This window comes from Cohnella sp. AR92 (assembly GCF_003990975.1).
Classification (GTDB): domain Bacteria; phylum Bacillota; class Bacilli; order Paenibacillales; family Paenibacillaceae; genus Cohnella.
Window position 1 is genome coordinate 55,715 of the sequence record NZ_RZJR01000001.1, and the last position, 18,649, is coordinate 74,363.

An 18,649-nucleotide genomic window follows, 5' to 3' on the forward strand; every position below is an offset into this window, starting at 1 on the left:
TTGCAGACGATATAATAGGGGATCGCAACAATTGGGGTTCAGGCTCCCTAGATTAAGGGATGGTGCAGGAATGGGCTTGTTCGACGATGATTTCTACTCGACGCGGGTGAAGCGGAAGACCCGCAGGAATTTCCGATTCGGAAGAGAAAGGTCCTTCGGCACCGACCGATACGGCTCGATGTTCCGGGTCGCGCTGATCTCCTCCTTGGCCAGTTCGCTCGTGGTCGCCTTCGTGTTTACGCTGTTTATCGACCATGGCGGCGGAGGCGGACAGGTCAAGATGGTCAGCTCCGCGCCGATCCAGGAGACCTCCGAGAGGACGATCACCGCTTCGGCGAAGATAAGGCCCGCCGTCGTCAGCATCATCAATCGAACGAAGCAGAACCTGGACCTGGGAGACGAAGAGTCGCTCGATAACGCGAGCCTCGGCTCCGGCGTCATCTTCGAGAAGAAGGACGGCAAGGCGCATATCATAACGAACGCTCACGTTCTGCAGGACGCCGCGGAGGTGCAGGTCGTTCTGGTCGGAGGCAAGATGCTTCCGGCTAAGATCGTCGGGAAGGATACGATCAGCGATCTCGCCGTGCTCGAGACCGACGCGGCGAGCATCGACGTCGTCGCATCGGTAGGCGATTCGGAAGCGCTTCGGGAAGGCGAGACGGTCATCGCGATCGGCAATCCGCTCGGATTCGGCGACTCGCTCACCTCGGGCATCGTATCCAACCTTCACCGCGTCCTCCCCATCTCGCTCAACCAGAACGGCATCTACGATTGGGAAGAAGAAGTGATCCAGACCGACGCGGCGATCAACGCCGGCAACAGCGGCGGAGCGCTCGTCGACCTGGACGGCAAGCTCGTCGGCATCAACAGCATGAAGGTGGCGGACATGGGAGTCGAGGGAATCGGCTTCGCCATTCCGATCAACGACGCCATGCCGATCGTCGGCGAGCTGCTGGATCACGGCAAGGTTCTTAGGCCCTACTTGGGCATCTACTCCATGGACTTCGCATCCTATCTCGATTCGGTGAAGGAACAGCAAGCGATCGAGGAAGACCCCGAAGCCGAGAAGATTCCGGAGGACCAGAAGCTCACCCCGATTCCGGTGCCGGACAACGTGAAGAAGGGCGTTCTGATCATGGAAGCCACAGGTCCGGCGAAGGAAGCGGGCCTGAAGCTGAACGACGTGATCGTCAAGTTCGACGATCAGAAGATCGACAATGCGGTCGAGATGCGAAAGTATCTGTATAACAACAAGAAAATCGGGGAATCGCTTACGGTAACGTTCTATCGCGACGGCAAGCAGCAGCAGCTGTCCGTAAAATTGGCGGAGAAGAGCGACGACTCGGAATAGGAAAGGATCTGCAATTGATGTATTGCGTGTGCAAGGAGCATGTGGAATTGGCCATCGATAAGTTTGTCGACGAGTACGAGGATGCGCCGGACTTGGTGAATCTGGGAGAAGCGACGTTTACCGCGTGGGAAGCGCCGAAGCGTTGCGAGTGGTGCGACGGCCCCGCCGAGATTCTGATCGTATAGTCAATCTAATAAGACTTGGCGAGCGCCGGTGTTCCCCGTGAACAACGGCGCTTGTCTTTTGTCCCGTAACGGCACGGGTTCTGCTATCCTGCCTAAATTTAGGTACTCCGGTGAGAATAAGGGGTTTTAAAGAACGTGTAAATTTTATCAGAAAATACCTTGGAGCCGATTGACAGCTTCCTTGGATCGATGATAAAGTGTCAAATAGATTTCACAAATCGAAAGGAGGATTGCGTTCCATGTCTAACCTACTGATTGTTCCGATGTTCCATCGCCGCACTCGCTTGAATGGACGTAATCCCATCGCGCGCTTCTAACTTGGCTAATCTTCCAAGGCGCATGGTTACGTCCCCGTAATCGTGCGCCTTTCTTACGCCGCTCAAAGGGAACACACGTTCTCTGACCGGCGAATGGCGTATCGCTTGCGGGCGGTACGCTGTTTTTGTCCTTAAGGGTTGTCAGGCATTCGGTTTGAGGTTTCTAGCGGATTCTGATCCGCGGAAAGGTGTGAAAGACGAGTGTTCACGGTTCTAAGCAAGTTGGGTTGGTTCTTCAAGCTCCATTGGAAAAGGTACTCGGTCGCGGTCATTCTGCTGATCGCCGTCGGCATCGTGGAGGTACTGCCCCCGCGTCTGCTCGGCCAGACGATCGACCGTATCCATGAGGGAGCGCTGGGTACGCAAGGCTTTATCGAATTCGTTCTGATCTGGGTCGGCATTACCTTGGTGAGCTACGCCGTCACTTACGTATGGATGTACCAGCTCTTCGGCGGGGCGTTCCTGCTGGAGAGGCTTCTGCGCAAGCGGCTGATGCGCCACTTCCTGAAGATGACGCCGACGTTCTACGAGCGCAACCGGACGGGCGATCTCATGGCCCGGGCGACGAATGACCTGTGGGCCATCTCGAATACGGCCGGCTTCGGCATTCTGACGCTGGTGGACTCCTCCATCTTCATGCTCTCCATTCTCTTCATGATGGCCGTGTTGATCAGCTGGAAGCTGACGCTTGCGGCGCTGCTGCCGCTGCCGATCCTCGCCCTGCTCATGATGAAGCTCGGCAAGAAGATCCACGATCGCTTCATGAGCGCCCAGGACGCATTCGGCGAGCTCAACGATCAGGTGTTGGAATCGGTATCCGGGGTTCGGGTCGTGCGCGCATACGTGCAGGAGAAGGCCGACCGGGAACGGTTCCATGCCAAGACGAACGAGGTGCTGAGCAAGAACCTGGAGGTCGCCAAGATCGATTCCCTGTTCGAGCCATCGAATAAGCTTCTCGTTAATATGAGTTATATCATCGGGCTCTGCTACGGCGGCTACCTGGTGTTCCGGAGCGAGATCACGCTCGGCGAGCTCGTCTCGTTCAACATGTTCCTCGGGATGCTGATCTGGCCGATGTTCGCCATCGGCGAGCTCATCAACCTCATGCAGCGGGGCAACGCTTCTCTCGATCGCGTGACGGAGACGCTGAACTACAAGCCGGACGTCGACGACGGAGAGAATCTCGTGGCGGTCGCGAAGCCGGAGGGCATCGAATTCAACGACGTCACCTTCCGCTACCCGAGCTCCGTCATCGACAATCTCGTGGCGGTCAACTTCCGCCTGAAGCCGGGGCAGACGCTCGGAGTCGTAGGACGCACGGGCAGCGGCAAGACGACGCTTCTGAAGCAGCTGCTGCGCGAGTATCCTCTCGGAAGAGGGGAAATTACGATCTCCGGGATTCCGCTTGAGAAGCTGGAGATCGAACGCCTGCTTGGCTGGATCGGCTATGTGCCGCAGCAGCCGATTCTCTTCTCCCGGACGATCCGGGAGAACATCCTGTTCGGCGACGAGAATGCCACGGAAGAGGACATCCAGCGCGCGCTGGCGAGAGCTTCGTTCGCGAAGGACATTCGTTATCTGCCGGAGGGTCTCGAGACCCTCGTCGGAGAGAAGGGCGTGGCGCTGTCGGGCGGCCAGAAGCAGCGGGTAAGCATTGCCCGCGCCTTGATCGCGGATCCCGAGATCCTGCTGCTGGACGACGCTTTGTCGGCGGTGGACGCGAAGACCGAAGCGGAGATTATCGAAGGCATCCGCACGGAGCGCGCAGGCAAGACAACGATTATTACGACGCACCGCCTGTCGGCGGTTCAGCACGCGGATTGGATTCTTGTCCTGGACGAGGGCCAGGTCATCGAGGAAGGCACTCACGAACAATTGCTCGCTTGGGGCGGCTGGTACAAGGAGCAGTTCGACCGTCAGCAGCTTGAAGCGATGGTGGACGCCTCTTAAGACGAGGCGCGGAGGTCCGGAAAGCGTTGCGGTTTGCATTCTTAACAAAGATTGAAGGTGTTCATCCATGGGAACGACGGGCAAGAGGCTGTTCCAATATGCCATGCTCTATAAGAGATCGATTCTTCTTGCTCTTGCATTCCTGCTGCTGGCGGTCAGCGTAGAGCTGATCGGCCCGGTCATCGCGAAGCGGATGATCGACCAGAACATTCTCGGCATCGAGAAAACCTGGTACGAAGTCAGCTCGGCAAGCGGCAAGAAGGCCGAATATAAAGGAAAGTATTACAAGCGGGGAGATCACATCTCCGCGGACGATATCTTAGGCGCCCCGGTACGGGTGCTGCAGGCTGACGGCGGCTTCTACTGGTACGAGGGCGAGACGGTCATCGAGGGCCAACGCAAGGTCGCGGACGGAACGATGACGATTACGCCGGAGAACGGGAATCCGGCGACTTATGAGGTTACGAAGCTCAGCAAGGATGAGCTTTATCAGTTCTACAAGCCGGAGATTCCAATCCTGCTGCAGCTGGCCGCGATCTACGTCGGACTGCTGGTGCTGGCGGCGCTGTTCACTTACGGCCAGCGCATGCTGCTCCAGACGTCGGCGAACCGGATCGTCCAGCGGCTCCGCGAGGACGTGTTCGCGCACTCGCAGCGGCTGCCGGTCCAGTACTTCGACAACCTGCCGGCCGGGAAGATCGTCTCACGCATCTCGAACGATACGGAGACGATTCGCGAGCTGTTCGTCGCCGTATTGGCGAATTTCTTCTCCGGCGCTATCTACATGGCGGCCATCATGGGCGCGCTGTTCCTGATGAGCCCGAAGCTGGCGCTGATCGCGCTGCCGGTCATCCCGATCCTGATCGCTTGGATCATTATCTACCGCAAGTTCGCGGAGCGCTATAATCGCATTATCCGAACGAAGCTCAGCGATATCAACGCGATGATCAACGAATCGATCAACGGAATGCCGATCATTCAGGCTTTCCGCAGGCAGAAGCAGACGATGGAGGAGTTCGACGACCACAACAAGGAGTTCTACGCTTACCAGAACAAGATGTTGAGCCTGAACTCCATTACCTCCCATAACCTGGTCAACGTGCTCCGGAATATCGTTTTTATCTCGGTAGTCTGGTTGTTCTGGGGAGATAAGCTCGGAAGCGCGATTACGGTCGGCCTCCTGTATGCCTTCGTCGACTACATGTCCCGCATGTTCCAGCCGATCGTCGGGATCGTCAACCAGTTGTCCAATCTGGAAACGGCCCGCATCTCGGCGGAGCGGGTGTTCGAGCTGATGGACGAACCCGGAGTCGACGTGGCCGAGGGCAAGATGGAACGCTACAAGGGAGAGGTCAGCTTCAAGGACGTCACCTTCGCTTACAAAGGCGACGACTACGTGTTGAAGAACATCTCGTTCGACGCGAAGCAGGGCCAGACGGTCGCGCTCGTCGGCCATACCGGCTCCGGGAAGAGCTCGATCCTGAACCTTCTGTTCCGCTTCTACGATATCGAGAAGGGCACGATTACGATCGACGGAACCAGCATTATGGACACCCCGAAGCAGATGCTCCGCCAGCACATGGGCATCGTGCTTCAGGATCCGTTCCTGTTCACCGGAACGATCGCTTCGAACGTCAGCCTCGATAATCCGGAGATCAGCCGGGAGAAGGTCGAGAAAGCGCTGAAGGACGTCGGCGCCTACGAGATGTTCCAGAGCCTGCCGAACGGCATCGACGAGCCGGTCATCGAGAAGGGAAGCACGCTGTCCGCCGGTCAGCGTCAGCTAATCTCCTTCGCCCGGGCGCTTGCCTACGATCCGGCCATTCTGATTCTCGACGAAGCGACGGCGAGCATCGACACGGAGACGGAAGCGATCATCCAGGCTGCCCTCGACGTGTTGAAGAAGGGACGCACGACATTCGTGATCGCCCACCGGCTGTCGACGATCCGCCAGGCGGACCAGATTCTCGTGCTCGATCACGGGGAGATCGTCGAGCGCGGCAATCACGACGAGCTGATGGAGCAGAAGGGCAAGTATTACGGCATGTATCAGCTTCAGCAAGGCGGAGCGGCCGTATCGCCCGCGTTAAGCGTATAAAGGTAAAGAGCCCGCGCCAGGGAGGCGCGGGCTCTTATTTTCGTTATGCGTGTTGTTGGCGGGAGAAGGCGGCGAAGGCATTTTCGCTTATTTCGCCGGCTTCGGCTGCTTCTTCGGCCGGGAGAGGAAGAGCGAGAAGATTACGCCCAGGGCCGTTATGCACATCGCCACCACGAAGGAATCGTTGATGCCTTCGATCGTGGACAGCTTGGTGGCCAGCCCGCTGATGAGAGTGATGGCATAAGCGGCTCCCACATCCGGCGGCAGTCCGGTCAGCCCGGCGATAGCTCTCTCGAACGAAGCGAAGTTGTCGGCCGCGATCGGGTTGTTCAAGGTAATGCTGTTCACGTAGTTGGCGATGTGCGCATTGGCTCGCGTCGATTCGACGGTGATCAAGAGCGCAGTTCCCAGAGAGCTGGCCACTTGCCGAATCGTATTGGAGACGGCGCTCCCGTGGCTCTTCATCTCGATGGGCAGCGCGTTCAAGCCGGCCGTCATGATCGTCATCATGATGAAGGACATTCCGAAGCTGCGGAGCATGTAGAGAACCATTAAGTGGGAGTAAGACGTCCCGTCCGTCAGATGGGTGAACTCGTACGTCGTCACGGTCGTGATGGCCAGACCGATGATCGCGAGCGGGCGAACCCCGATTTTGTCGAACAAGGCCCCGGAGATCGGAGACATGATTCCCATGATGACGGCTCCCGGCAGCATGAGCAGGCCGGATTGAAGCGCGGTATAGCCGCGAATGTTCTGGATATAGATCGGCAGCAGCAGCATGGCTCCGAACATCGCGATATTAATGACGACACTAACGAGAGTCGTCATCGAGAACAAATACACGGTGAATACCCTCAGATTCAAGAGCGGCGTCTTCGCGGTCAGCTGCCTCCAGACGAAGAACACCAGGAACAGAATTCCGATCACGATCGTGCTGAGGACGACGGCGCTTCCCCAGCCTTTGCTGCCCGCTTCGCTAAGCCCGTAGAGCAGGGATCCGAAGCCGATCGTCGAGAAGACGACGCCCGGCCAATCGAGCTTCGGGTAGGTCAGCTTCAGAACGTTGGACAGCAGCCGGAACGCCAAGACGACTTCGATCAGCCCGAGCGGAACCATGATGAAGAACAGGACCCGCCAGGAGAAATGCTCGATCACCCACCCGGCGAAGGTCGGACCGAGCGCCGGGGCGAACATCATCGCGACGCCCATCATGCCCATCGCGCTGCCCATCTTCTCGGGGGGGAAGATCCGAAGGAAGATGCTGGTCACGAGCGGCATCATCAGGCCGGCGGCGATTGCCTGAACGATCCGGCCGACGAGGATAAGCGCGAAGCTGGAGCCGATCCCGCATATCAGGCTGCCGGCCGTAAAGAGAGCCATGGCCGTGATGAACAGGGTCCGGGTAGGGATCGTCTCCATCAGGAAGGCGCTGATGGGAATCATGACGGCGTTGGCGAGCATGAACCCGGTCGACAGCCATTGGATCGTCGTGGTCGAGACGTTGAGGTCATTCATCATTTTGGGGATGGCGACGTTGATCATCGTCTGATTCAGAATGACCACGAACATCCCGAAGATTAGAACGGCAACCGTCGCTCCTCTGTTCGAGTTCATTTTCGGCCTCGCTCCCTACTTATGGATTCGGATCTTGACGCTCATGCCGGGGGCGAGGGACAGTCCGCGATAGCCGTCCAATTGAATGGCGATCGGAATGACTTGAGTGACCTTCGTATAGTTCGTGGTCGTATTCGACGTCGGCAGCAGGGAGAAGGTTCCCGCGGTCGCGAGTCCGATCTGCGACACCCGGCCGGTCAGGTCGGTTCCCGAGAAAGCGTCGACGTAGACGTCGACCGTCTGATCCAGCTTGACGTCGCTGATGTCCTTCTCCGAGATGTTGGCGGATACCCACAGGCTGTCGAGGTCGTATAGGCGAGCCAGCACCGTTCCTTGGGCGACGTTCGTGTTCACGACTCCGCTCGATTGCACGACGGTTCCTTTGCTCGGCGCCGTGATCGACTGAGAGCCTTCGGCCGTTAGCACGGAGCCCACCTGCTGGCCGATGGAGAAGGTCTCTCCGACATTGCCTTTCCAAGAGGTCAGGGTGCCCGATCCCGGGGATGCGACCGACACCGCCTGACCGTCGATCTTGGCATTGCTTGTCGTAATATAGTTCACCGACTGCATGTAGTAATAGATCGCAACGCCGCCCGCCGCGATGAGCAGCACGATGACGATGACGTTGATCAGGACAAGCTTGGAGTTTTTCATGGCGCAACTATTCTCCTCTTCGGTAATCTCAATGGTTCGATAGGCAGTAGCTTGCCTCCATTGGGGAAACGATATGCTCCTGCCAGCAAAATGAACGGGCATATTCGGTAGCCAATGGGTCATGCTAACACAATCGACGAGAGTTGGAGGTTAGCGGATGAACATTTACGTGGTCTACGATAGCGAAGACGGGCATACGGAAGCGCTGGCGACGGCGATTGCTCAGGGCGCGCGGAGCGTCGGAGGGGCGAAGGTTCATTTTCACCATGTGGAGCGGGCGGACGTCCATGTGCTCGATCGGATGGATGCGATCATCTGGGGCTGTCCCGGCCACTTCGGAACCATCAGCGCGGGGCTCAAGACCTGGATCGACAAGCTGGGCTACCTATGGGCGAACGGGAAGCTGGTAGACAAAATCGGGGCGGTCTTCTGCACGACGGCTACCGAGCACGGAGGCGTAGAAGCGACGCTGCTGAATCTGATCACGCCGATGCTCCATCAAGGCATGATCATCGCGGGCTTGCCGGCCACCGTTCCGGAGAACGCGCTATACGGTTCCTACTATGGAGTGGGCATCACCTGCCCGGTCGAATCCTCTCCGGATGATCCTCCGAACCTTCCGAACGAGGATGAGCTGGCGCTGGGCCGCGCGTTGGGACGCCGAGTGGCGGAGCTGACGGCGAAGTTCGCCTCCGGCCAAGGGGGATAATCGCGATGCTGATCATCGTTTATTCCATTCTGGTCGTCATCGTCATTCTTCTGCTTGTCGTGTTCAATGTCCGCGCCTCGAAGAAGCGCAACGCAGCTCCGGAAGCCGATTCCGAAGTGGCAGGGGAGGACAAGCCCGAACCGGCCATTGAAGGGACGGCACGAACCGAGGAGACGGCAGCGGTTGCGAAAGCGGAACCCGGTAGGGAAGCGGCGGGCGAATCCGCTGCGGCGAACCGAGTGGAGGCGACGTCTCCGGCCGGTTCGGAACCGGGGCCGAGCCGTGCCGATACGGGGGACACGCTTAAAGAAGCGTTGAAGGACGATTCGAGGGATTACTCGGGAGATGTGGCGAGAGAAATTCCGAGGGATGTCGCCAAGGATGGTTCTAGAGATATCTCCAGGGATGGACGGAGAGGCGCTTCTAGGGATGATTCGAGGGATGTCTCTAAGGATAGGGCTGCGCCAGCGCGAAGAGACCCGTCCGGCAAGGACGTCAGCTTCCGGGGAGCGCTGCGGGAGATGAGTACGAGTACGGGAAGCGGCAATCGAGCCGAGCTGCCGCCCCGTCCATCGAGAAGCGGCGACTCCGCCATCACCGACAACGATTACCGGAAGGCCCTGCGCAAGATGAGGGCGGAAGACAAAAAGGATCGTTCGTGACGAGAGTTGCTTGCGCCTTTACGCTAGCCTGCGCGAAGCTGGAGTTCCAGCATCCGGTGCGGGCTATTTCCGCTTGGTGTCCGAATAGGCTTCGTTATGGTACCATAGGGATAATCCAAGGATGCGATCCTTTATTGGAAAAGAACGCCTAAGGGCGAATGAGGTGCTTCAGTGACAGGTTTTGCTCAGTTAGGAATTTCGGAGAGCCGCGTGGCGCGGCTGACCGCTCAAGGAATACAGAAGCCGACTCCGGTTCAGGAGGCGGCGATCCCGCTCGTGCTGCAAGGACGCGACGTGATCGGACAGGCCCAGACCGGAACGGGCAAGACGCTGGCGTTCGTGCTTCCGATGCTCGACCGGATCAACGTGAAGTCCGACAAGCTTCAGGGGCTGATCGTGACGCCGACGCGGGAGCTGGCGCTTCAGATCACGAACGAGGTCAAGAAGCTCGTCGGCCCGGAGGAGGGCATTCGCGTTCTGCCCGTCTATGGCGGACAGGATGTCGAAGCTCAACTGCTCAAGCTTAAGGGGAACATTCATCTGATCATCGCGACGCCGGGCCGTCTGCTCGACCACCTGCGCCGGGAGACGGTATCCCTCTTCAGCGTGCAGATGCTGGTGCTGGACGAAGCGGACCAGATGCTGCACATGGGCTTCCTCGGCGAAGTCGAGGAGATTCTGAGGAACACCTCTTCCCAGCGTCAGACGCTGCTCTTCTCCGCGACGATGCCGGCCACGATCCGCGAGCTGGCTTCGAGAATCCTGCGCAAGCCGGAGGAAGTAACGGTCAAGGCGAAGCAGGTTACCGTCAAGGACATCAGCCAGCTCGTCATCGAGACGACCGACCGGGCCAAGCAGTCTGCGCTGGTCGAGACGATCAAGGACACGCGGCCGTATCTGGGCATGATCTTCTGCCGCACGAAGCGCCGGGCCAGCACGCTGAACGAGGCGCTGCAGCAGATGGGCTTCGAGAGCGACGAGCTTCACGGAGACTTGTCGCAGGCGAAGCGGGAGCAGGTCATGAAGCGGTTCCGCGAAGCCAAGCTCCAGCTTCTCGTCGCCACCGACGTGGCGGCGCGCGGACTGGACGTGGACGGGGTTACCCATGTCTACAATTACGACATTCCTCATGACGTGGAGAGCTACATCCACCGCATCGGCCGCACCGGCCGGGCAGGCGGCTCCGGCATGGCGATCACCTTCGTCGCGCCGAAGGATCGCCCGGAGCTGGCTAAGATCGAAAGCGGCATCGATATGAAGATCCAACGCCAGTCGTACGGTTCCTATATTACGGAGCCGGATATGGACGGCGAAGAAGAAAGCTTCTCGCGCGGCGGCGTTGCCGGGGGAAGAAGCAAGGGCGCTGCCCAAGGCAGCACCAGGGGCGGCGGCAGAGCTGGCAATGGCAGATCCGGCAGCGGAAGCGGCAGAGGCGGAGCGGCTCGCGGGGGCTCGTCGTTCGGCGGGGCATCGGCATCCCGCGGCGGCTTCAAGAAGCCGGCGGGGGCTTCGAGCCGTACCGGCTCCGGAGGCTTTGGCCGTGCAGGCGGCGGCGCCGTCGGGAACGGGAAGCGTATCACGGCGGAAACGGCAGCTGCCGCGCAAGGCAGGGCGGAGCGGGACTTCTCGCCGAAGCCGGAACAGGGCGCGCGCGGGCAGCAAGCCGGCGGCTCTCGCCGCGATTCCCGCGGCGGGCGCGGCGAAGGCGCGGCTGCATTCGGCAGGGAAGCGGCGACGACGGATCGCCGCCATGCTTCTGCGGGCGCCGGCCGGGGCTTCGGCGGCGAAGCGGGCGGTCGAGGCGGAGCCGGCAGCCGGAGCGGAAGCACCGGTCGCGGTGCGAGCGCTAGAGGCGAGCAAGGCGGAGGCGCCGGTCGCGGTGCGAGCGTGAGAGGCGACCAAGGCGGAGGCAGTCGCGGTGCGAGTGCTAGAGGCGAGCAAGGCGGAGGCGGTCGCGGTGTGAGTGCCAGAGGCGAACAAGGCGGAAGAGGCGCCCGCGGCGGGTCTACCGTCGGCGGGAAGTCGGGCGGCTTCTCAGGCGGACGCTCTCCGCGCGGAGCTGGCGGCAGCGGCAATGGCGGCGGCAACCGGAACGGCGGCGGCTCCGGCAGGCAGCCTCGCGGACGGTCGAGATAAGGACAAAAAAACAAGCGGATATTGTGCGATGTGATCGGCGGCGGTGTCGGGAGGCTTCCCGACCCGCCTTTTTTTATCGCCGCGCAGTTCTAACGGATCTTACAGACCCTTAGATTCACAAAAGGGGCTTGCCAGAAATCTAACGGAAATTAGCGACCCTTACACGCTTAGAATCTCTCGATTCCGGGCAATATTCACGAAATAAGGTCCTATACTTCCGTTACACTAAGAAATCCGGTTTGAAAGGCCGCTAAGGGTCTCAAATTTCCGTTACAGGTTGCGACGGTCTTACGACTTGTCTTATCCCTCCCGGGTTCCCATGCCCTTATGAACTACCGATGCTGACCACTCCCGAATATCGATGCGAACAGGCCCGAATCCGGCTAAGAATCGAATCCCGGCCCGAACCGCCAAACTATGGACCCAATCACGCATCGAACTACTAACCAAACCGAACAACTGCGAGCCGAATCTAGAATCCAATCCCAAAACCCCGAGTCCGAAACCGAATTACGGACTACGAATGGAATCCCGAGTTCTGCCCGAATCACGAATCGAGTTCCGAATTCCGCCCGAATCCCTAACCTCGAATTCTCCCCCACGGTAAACTCTTTCCGGCGCGAAGCCGCTAGATTCCTTATAGTCCCACCTTTTCAACCGTTGAGTTTATAGCAAGAATAGACTATGATTTAGTTAGTTGCTTACGTATATATAGATTATAAGGAGGAATCCCCATGATAGAGGTGCATCCCGGCAAAGCCCGGTTCAAGGTCGATACCGGCTGGCTGGTGAGCCGGCCTAGCTTCCAGTTCGGCGCTTACTCCGATCCGAGCAATAGCGGCTTCGGCGTCCTGCGAGTGTTCAATGACGACTTCGTCGCTCCAGGCAAGGGGTTCGGCGCTCATCCCCACAGCGATATGGAGATTGTCTCGGTTATCCTGAAGGGCGCGATCCGGCACGAGGATAATCTGGGCAATATCGAGATTACGAAGGCGGGGGAGGTTCAGCGGATCACCGCCGGCTCCGGCGTCATCCACGCCGAGTACAATCCGTCCGAGACGGAGGAGTTGAACTTCCTTCAGATGTGGTTCATGCCGACAGAGCGCGGCTTGGCTCCTTCTTACGAGACGAGCCGCTACGACCCGGCGAAGCTGGTCAATGCGCTGTATCCGGTCGTTACGCCGGAAGGCGCAGAGGATGCGGCTTCCATCCATCAAGACATGACGATCTACCTTGGCCGTCTGGATGCGGGGCGAGAGCTGGAGTTCCGTCAGGAAGCGGGACGCCGGATCTACCTGTTCGTTATCGAAGGCTCGTTGTCGGCGAACGGAGCGGAGCTGGGGGAACGGGATACGGCTCGGATAACGGAAGTTACCGGCTTGAAGCTCGCAGCATCCGATGAAGAGGCATTCGTCATGCTGATCGACTTGCCTTAAGGAGGTGCTCCCATGAGAGAGACGTTAATCATCAAGCATTCGGTCGGCGGCAAGATTTTTGTCGATACGGCTAAGCAGCCCCTTCCATACGAGATCCGGGAGCAGCCGGATGGATGCTTCTGCATTACCGCGCAGACGGAATGGAACGAGAACATCGAACAATTGCTGGAGCTCTGTCGGGAGTTGAACGTGTTTATTTTCCGCGAGTATGACGATCGGCCGACGGTGAAGACGTGGTACTACGTGAACGAGGGCCCGGTAGAGTACAATAGAGACAGGCGGGAGCTGTCCGTGACGGCTGCCTCCAAGATCGAATACGTTCCGGACAACTATCTCGGCTGACCGGAAGAAGGGAAGACGGCATGGCGGGCAATGGGCAAAATAGAGCGGACGTGAAGCCGGGACTTCGAGTCGATATCGTCCTGAAGCAGGATCAGCGCACCGGCAAGCTGACGCGCGGAACGGTCAAGGATCTGCTTACGAATTCTTCGTTCCATCCGCATGGCATCAAGGTCCGGCTGACGGACGGCCAGGTCGGGCGCGTTCAGGCGATTCTGGGCGAGGAAGACAACTAAATCGATAGCAGGAGCAGGCCCGGTCCCCGGAGGGATCGGGCTTGCCCGCGTTTAAGCAAAAGCTTAGCCGGGCGGGGCAGGCAATGTGGTAATATAAAGCTAGCGAAGAATGACGAATTCGGAAGACATCCCTTGTGGAAGAGAGGAACATGCCCTGTGAAAACGTTGGTTATCGCGGAGAAGCCGGACATGGGCCGCAACATCGCCTCGGTCATCGAGCCGAGGGCGCAGAACAAGCGCAGCTACCTGGAAGGGGAGCGCTTTATCATTACGTGGGCGATCGGGCATCTCATCGGCCTGGCGGAGCCCGATCGGTACGATGATCGATACAAGAAGTGGAACTTCGGCGACCTGCCGATCATTCCCGAGGAGTTCAAGCTGCTTCCGAACCCGAAGACGAAGGATCAATTGACCGTCATCAAGGAATTGGCGGCGAGATGCGACAGCTTGGTCAACGCGTGCGACGCCGGGCGGGAAGGCCAGCATATCTTCTCGCTGATCCGCAGGCACCTGAAGCTGCGCCAGCCGGTACGGCGGCTGTGGATCTCCGACTTGACGGCGGAGACGATCCGGCGCGGGTTCGACGAGCTGAAGGATGACGCGGAATACGCGAACCTGACGGAAGCGGCGAGGGCCAGAAGCGAGGCGGACTGGCTGATCGGCATGAACGGGTCGCGCGCCTTCACGACGAAGCATAACGAGCTGCTCTCCGTCGGGCGCGTGCAGACGCCGGTGCTGGCGCTCATCTACGATCGCCAGAAGCAGATCGAGTCGTTCGACTCGCTTAAGTATTACGAGGTGCACGGGTTTTTCCAGCAAGGGACAACCTCGTATCGGGGGATGTGGCAGGGTGACCGCATCATGGACGAGGAGAAAGCCAAGAAGCTCGTGGAGAAGGTGCAAGGCAAGCCGGGCGCGGTCGAGAGCTACGAGGTCAAGGATACGAAGGAGTACCCGTTCAAGCTGTACGACCTGACACTGCTCCAGCGGGAAGCGAACGGGAAGCACGGCTTCTCGGCGAAGAAGACGCTGGACGTGGCCCAAGCTCTCTATGAGAAGCACAAGGTGATCTCTTATCCGCGTACGAACTCGAACTACGTGAACGAGCAGAACATCCCCGAGATGCACAAGGTGCTCGATTCGCTGCGCGGCAACTCGGACTATACGAATCTCGTGAACGGAGCCGAGAAGAGGTTCGTGCACAAGAATAACAAAGCCGTCTGCAACCCGGCGAAGGTCGAGGATCACCATGCGATCATGCCGACGCTGAAGAGAGCGGGGGCGCTAAGCCCGGACGAGAAAAAGATCTACGATCTGATCGTCCGGCGCTTCCTCGCGCACTTCTATCCGGCGGCGGAGTACAAGGTGCATACGGTGATGACCTTGGTAGAGGAAGAGCGCTTCAAGACAACGATCAAGCAGCTGCTCTCGCTCGGCTGGAAGGTGATTTATAGCGGCGACTCTTCCGAAGGTTCGGGTTCCGGGTCCGGCTCCGGCAAGAAGGGCGGACGCAAGGGGAACGCCGATTCGCAGGAGCAGGAGGACGAAGAGGAGGAGACGGACGGCGTCTTCGAGCTGAACGCTTCGGAGCCGGTACAGTGCGAGCGGGCCGAGGTGAAGGCGAAGGAGACGCAGCCGCCGAAGGCGTATACCGAGGGCACGCTGCTGAAGGCGATGGAGAGCGCGGGCAAGCAGATCGAGGACGATGAGCTGCGGGACGCGATGAAGGACAGCGGCCTCGGCACTCCGGCGACGCGCGCGGCGACGATCGAACGGCTGAAGAATGTCGGGTACATCGACATGCAGGGCAAGAAGATCGTCATTACGCCGAAGGGGCGCACCGCGGTGGAGCTCATCCGCGGAGCGGGCGTCGAGCTGCTCACCTCGCCCGAGATGACGGGGCGCTGGGAGCAGCGCCTGAACGAGATCGCCCGCGGGCAGGCGTCGGCCGAGCAGTTCATGAACAACGTGAAGCGGTTCACGGTGCAGATCATCGACAAGGTGCGGGTGCAGCGCCCCGCCGTCAAAGCCGCCTTCGCCCAGCCGGACAAGCCGGCGGGCGGGGCGAAGAAGAGCGGCTCGCGCCAAGCCTCTTCCTCCGGAGGCAAGCGCGCCGCCGCTCCCGGTGGAAGCGCGGCGGCGGCCAAGGCGCCTCGCGCTTCCAAAGAGACGACGGCCGCCGCCCCCGGGGCTCCGGTCGTCGTAGGCGCTTGTCCGCGGCCGGGCTGCGGCGGACAGATCTTCATGGGCCGCAAGGGATACGGCTGCAGCCATTACAAGAGCGGTTGCTCCTTCGTCATCTGGAAGGAGAATCAGGGCCGCACGCTCACCGACGCCATGGTTCGCAGCCTGATCGAGAAGGGCAAGACGTCCAAGCTGAAGTTCAAGGACGCGTCGGGAGAATCCTACGACGCGCGGATCGTGCTCTCCAATCCTTCAACAGGAGAGTTGACGGTCGAGAGAGAATAGAATAAGCAGGATAGACCGTACGGAATCGCGAGGCCACTCCAATCCGATAGGAGCGACGATCGATGAGCAGGAAATTCCTGAATTCACCGACCGCTTATGCTTTAGGCATGTTCGCCATGATGATTCCCAGCCAAGCATTCAGCTCGTTTTACAGCTATTATTACGTGGAGAAGCTTGGCCTGGGCGTCGGCCTCGCCACGCTTGCCCGGGTCGTCTACCTGATCTGGGACGCGGTCAACAATCCGATGGCCGGCTATCTGTCCGACCGGACGAATACCCGGTTCGGCCGGCGCAGGCCTTGGATTATCGCTTCCGTACCGTTCTTCATGCTCTCTTTCATCCTGGTGTTCGCCGTCCCTCGGGGAATGGGCGACACCGGGCTATTCGTCTGGTTCCTGACGGCGCTGATCCTGTTCGAAGCGGTGGCTACGCTGCTGTGGGTCAACTACGGAGCGCTGTTCCCCGAGCTGTTCCGGGGAGAGCGCCTGCGGGCGAAAGCGTCCGCGATCCAGCAGGGCTACCAGATTGCCGCGATCCTCATAGCCACCGCGCTAACCCCCATCCTCTATGATGCCGTCGGCTTCGGGCCTATGGCGATACTATACGCCTTCGTCTTTGCTATCTTCATGTTGTGGTTCGCCTTCTCGGTGCGGGAAGACGAGAACGCCCGCGCGGAGAAGCCGCTGCCGCTGAAGGAAGCCTTCCGCGCGACGCTGAAGAACAAGCCGTTCTGGACGTTCAACATCGCCAACTCCTTCGCCCAGACCGTCAACGGCCTGCTGGGTTCGATGATTCCCTTCTACGCCAAGTACGCGCTTCGGATTCCCGAGAGCCAGGTGTCCATCCTTCTCGGTTCTATCTTCATCGCGGTCATTCCGCTCGTTGCCGTCTGGTACCTGATCGTGCGCAAGCTCGGAGGCCTTCGCAGCTGGCGTCTCGCGCTGGCCGTCTATGGGCTGTCGGCCATTCCTCTCTGGTTCGGACAGAGCTTGGGCGGCGGCGTCGCGGCGGGAATCGTCGTCGGCTTCGGCATGGCCGGCTTCCTCGTGACTCCGAACGTGCTGTCCTCCCGGATCATCGACCTGGATGCCGAACGGACCGGCCGTCGCCGGGAAGGCATCTACACCGCCGTGGGCGGCTTCATTACCCGCTCGAGCGGGCTCATCTCGGCGCTGGCGTTCTGGATCGTCGGCCTTATCTACGGCTACGTCAGCGGAGACGATCCCGGGCCGCACCCGGAGACGACGTTCCGCGTGCTCGTCAGCGTCGTGCCTCTGCTGCTGCTTGCCATCTCGTTCGGCATCTCCATGTTGGTAAAGGATTTGGACGGCATCCGTCCGCCGAAGAACCGGAACGCGACAGGAACGGGAGGAAGCCTCGATGGCCAGAAAATTGATTCTGAATTGCGATGACTTCGGCCAGAGCCCGGCAGCCAACGAGGCGATCCTGCATCTGCTGGAGGAGCGCAAGGTTTCGTCGGCTACGATCATGACGCCAGCCCCTGCGTTCGAGGAAGCGGCGGCACGGGTTCGGGAACGGGGGTATGCCAACGTCGGGCTGCATCTGACGTTCACGAGCGAGTATGACGCCATTCGCTGGCGCAGCCTGACGGGGAACCCGTCCTTGCACGACGAGAGCGGGCATATGTATCGAACCGTGGAGGAATTCGAACGCGGCGCCGACCCGAAGGCCGTTCGCTTGGAGATGGCGGCTCAATTCGAGGCGGTCAAGCAGGCGGGGCTGGCGATCTCCCATGTCGACAACCACATGGGCAGCCTGTACGGCGTGGCCACCGGGCGAAGCTATCTGCCGCTAACGCTATGGGAATGCTCGAAGCGCAAGCTGCCCTTCCGGCTGTTCCGGGGCTTGTATGAGAAGGACGCCTTCATGGCGTCGATCGACGGTCCGGGCACGAGAAAGACGCTTGCCCAAGTCGTTGCCCTGGCGGACCTGCTCGGAGTCGGTTTGCCGGATTATCTGCTCAGCCACTCCTATCATCTCGAAGAAGGAGAGACCTACGAGTCGTTCCGCGCGATGATGATCGCGAAGCTGTACGACCTGCCGGACGGGATCAGCGAGACGTACATTCATCCGGCGGCGGAGGATGAAGAGCTGGCCGGTCGGGTCCGCTCTTGGGAGAAGCGGGTCTGGGAGTACCGGCTCCCGCTGGATAACGACTTCAACTACGCGCTGAGGGACGCGGGAGTGGAATTGGTCGACTACCGCTTCGTTCAGCAGTCCAGGCCGCGCTCCCGATTGAAAGCGGCGGCTCGGCTTGCCAAGGCGCTGCTCCAACGATAACGGCTTCGATGTCCGGATGGCATCCGCGAATCGGGGTTCCCGGAGAGGAAATCATCCGGAAGATGGACCCCCAAGTATCGTAAAAGTGTAAACTCGATTACCCAACAGAGCGGTTCCGAACGGTGTTTGACGCCGTGCGGAACCGCTCTTTTTGCACCCCCTCCAATAGACCTATCCGAGAGCAAAGAATGT

The 18,649-nt window shown here is 59.7% G+C and carries 15 protein-coding genes; 13 read left to right on the forward strand and 2 right to left on the reverse strand.

Annotated elements, in window-relative coordinates; translation table 11 throughout:
• Positions 1 to 70: 70 nt before the first annotated feature.
• The 4 genes from ELR57_RS00275 (at position 71) to ELR57_RS00290 (ending at position 5,901) form a co-directional block, all read left to right on the forward strand.
• A complete protein-coding gene (locus tag ELR57_RS00275) occupies positions 71 to 1,351 on the forward strand; it encodes a S1C family serine protease (protein ID WP_126956080.1) in 1,281 nt (426 codons plus the stop codon).
• 17 nt (positions 1,352 to 1,368) lie between these two features.
• Positions 1,369 to 1,536 (forward strand): CxxH/CxxC protein, encoded by a 168-nt coding sequence (locus ELR57_RS00280; protein WP_126956082.1) that lies wholly within the window; start codon positions 1,369 to 1,371, stop codon positions 1,534 to 1,536.
• A 518-nt stretch (positions 1,537 to 2,054) separates the two neighbouring features.
• Entirely contained in the window at positions 2,055 to 3,803 is a 1,749-nt protein-coding gene (locus ELR57_RS00285; RefSeq protein ID WP_126956084.1) for an ABC transporter ATP-binding protein, read from the forward strand.
• A gap of 67 nt (positions 3,804 to 3,870) precedes the next feature.
• A complete protein-coding gene (locus tag ELR57_RS00290) occupies positions 3,871 to 5,901 on the forward strand; it encodes an ABC transporter ATP-binding protein (RefSeq protein WP_126956086.1) in 2,031 nt (676 codons plus the stop codon).
• Between the two features lie 87 nt (positions 5,902 to 5,988).
• On the opposite strand, the gene ELR57_RS00295 is transcribed toward ELR57_RS00290, so the two are convergent.
• Positions 5,989 to 7,515, reverse strand: a complete 1,527-nt coding sequence (locus tag ELR57_RS00295) for a DHA2 family efflux MFS transporter permease subunit (protein ID WP_126956088.1) — start codon at positions 7,513 to 7,515, stop codon at positions 5,989 to 5,991.
• A gap of 15 nt (positions 7,516 to 7,530) precedes the next feature.
• Positions 7,531 to 8,169 (reverse strand): efflux RND transporter periplasmic adaptor subunit, encoded by a 639-nt coding sequence (locus tag ELR57_RS00300; protein WP_126956090.1) that lies wholly within the window; start codon positions 8,167 to 8,169, stop codon positions 7,531 to 7,533.
• A 157-nt stretch (positions 8,170 to 8,326) separates the two neighbouring features.
• Between ELR57_RS00300 and ELR57_RS00305 the strand changes: the two genes are divergently transcribed.
• From ELR57_RS00305 to ELR57_RS00345, 9 genes are all read left to right on the forward strand, one after another.
• The gene (locus ELR57_RS00305; RefSeq protein ID WP_126956092.1) at positions 8,327 to 8,878 is read left to right on the forward strand and encodes an NAD(P)H-dependent oxidoreductase; all 552 of its coding nucleotides are present in this window, start codon (positions 8,327 to 8,329) and stop codon (positions 8,876 to 8,878) included.
• 5 nt (positions 8,879 to 8,883) lie between these two features.
• Positions 8,884 to 9,540 (forward strand): hypothetical protein, encoded by a 657-nt coding sequence (locus ELR57_RS00310; protein WP_126956094.1) that lies wholly within the window; start codon positions 8,884 to 8,886, stop codon positions 9,538 to 9,540.
• A gap of 171 nt (positions 9,541 to 9,711) precedes the next feature.
• Entirely contained in the window at positions 9,712 to 11,676 is a 1,965-nt protein-coding gene (locus tag ELR57_RS00315; RefSeq protein WP_126956096.1) for a DEAD/DEAH box helicase, read from the forward strand.
• A 734-nt stretch (positions 11,677 to 12,410) separates the two neighbouring features.
• Complete coding sequence (locus ELR57_RS00320; RefSeq protein WP_126956098.1) at positions 12,411 to 13,112, forward strand: pirin family protein; 702 nt, start codon at positions 12,411 to 12,413, stop codon at positions 13,110 to 13,112.
• A gap of 12 nt (positions 13,113 to 13,124) precedes the next feature.
• Positions 13,125 to 13,454, forward strand: a complete 330-nt coding sequence (locus ELR57_RS00325; RefSeq protein WP_126956100.1) for a hypothetical protein — start codon at positions 13,125 to 13,127, stop codon at positions 13,452 to 13,454.
• A gap of 20 nt (positions 13,455 to 13,474) precedes the next feature.
• Complete coding sequence (locus ELR57_RS00330; protein ID WP_126956102.1) at positions 13,475 to 13,687, forward strand: YwbE family protein; 213 nt, start codon at positions 13,475 to 13,477, stop codon at positions 13,685 to 13,687.
• Between the two features lie 156 nt (positions 13,688 to 13,843).
• A complete protein-coding gene (locus ELR57_RS00335) occupies positions 13,844 to 16,156 on the forward strand; it encodes a type IA DNA topoisomerase (RefSeq protein ID WP_126956104.1) in 2,313 nt (770 codons plus the stop codon).
• A 62-nt stretch (positions 16,157 to 16,218) separates the two neighbouring features.
• A complete protein-coding gene (locus ELR57_RS00340) occupies positions 16,219 to 17,568 on the forward strand; it encodes an MFS transporter (RefSeq protein ID WP_126956106.1) in 1,350 nt (449 codons plus the stop codon).
• Positions 17,537 to 18,457 carry a polysaccharide deacetylase family protein gene (locus tag ELR57_RS00345; RefSeq protein ID WP_126956108.1) on the forward strand — a complete coding sequence of 307 codons (921 nt, stop codon included), beginning with the start codon at positions 17,537 to 17,539 and terminating at the stop codon, positions 18,455 to 18,457. Before ELR57_RS00340 ends, ELR57_RS00345 begins: the two co-directional genes overlap by 32 nt.
• Positions 18,458 to 18,649: the final 192 nt, after the last annotated feature.

What these genes read in the sequence shown, in the direction of transcription:
- ELR57_RS00330 (WP_126956102.1), top strand. Translation starts at nt 13,475, where the DNA reads ATGGCGGGCAATGGGCAAAATAGAGCGGACGTGAAGCCGGGACTTCGA.
- ELR57_RS00290 (WP_126956086.1), top strand. Translation starts at nt 3,871, where the DNA reads ATGGGAACGACGGGCAAGAGGCTGTTCCAATATGCCATGCTCTATAAG.
- ELR57_RS00325 (WP_126956100.1), top strand. Translation starts at nt 13,125, where the DNA reads ATGAGAGAGACGTTAATCATCAAGCATTCGGTCGGCGGCAAGATTTTT.
- ELR57_RS00340 (WP_126956106.1), top strand. Translation starts at nt 16,219, where the DNA reads ATGAGCAGGAAATTCCTGAATTCACCGACCGCTTATGCTTTAGGCATG.
- ELR57_RS00280 (WP_126956082.1), top strand. Translation starts at nt 1,369, where the DNA reads ATGTATTGCGTGTGCAAGGAGCATGTGGAATTGGCCATCGATAAGTTT.
- ELR57_RS00275 (WP_126956080.1), top strand. Translation starts at nt 71, where the DNA reads ATGGGCTTGTTCGACGATGATTTCTACTCGACGCGGGTGAAGCGGAAG.
- ELR57_RS00310 (WP_126956094.1), top strand. Translation starts at nt 8,884, where the DNA reads ATGCTGATCATCGTTTATTCCATTCTGGTCGTCATCGTCATTCTTCTG.
- ELR57_RS00345 (WP_126956108.1), top strand. Translation starts at nt 17,537, where the DNA reads ATGGCCAGAAAATTGATTCTGAATTGCGATGACTTCGGCCAGAGCCCG.
- ELR57_RS00295 (WP_126956088.1), bottom strand. Translation starts at nt 7,515, where the DNA reads ATGAACTCGAACAGAGGAGCGACGGTTGCCGTTCTAATCTTCGGGATG.
- ELR57_RS00320 (WP_126956098.1), top strand. Translation starts at nt 12,411, where the DNA reads ATGATAGAGGTGCATCCCGGCAAAGCCCGGTTCAAGGTCGATACCGGC.
- ELR57_RS00305 (WP_126956092.1), top strand. Translation starts at nt 8,327, where the DNA reads ATGAACATTTACGTGGTCTACGATAGCGAAGACGGGCATACGGAAGCG.
- ELR57_RS00300 (WP_126956090.1), bottom strand. Translation starts at nt 8,169, where the DNA reads ATGAAAAACTCCAAGCTTGTCCTGATCAACGTCATCGTCATCGTGCTG.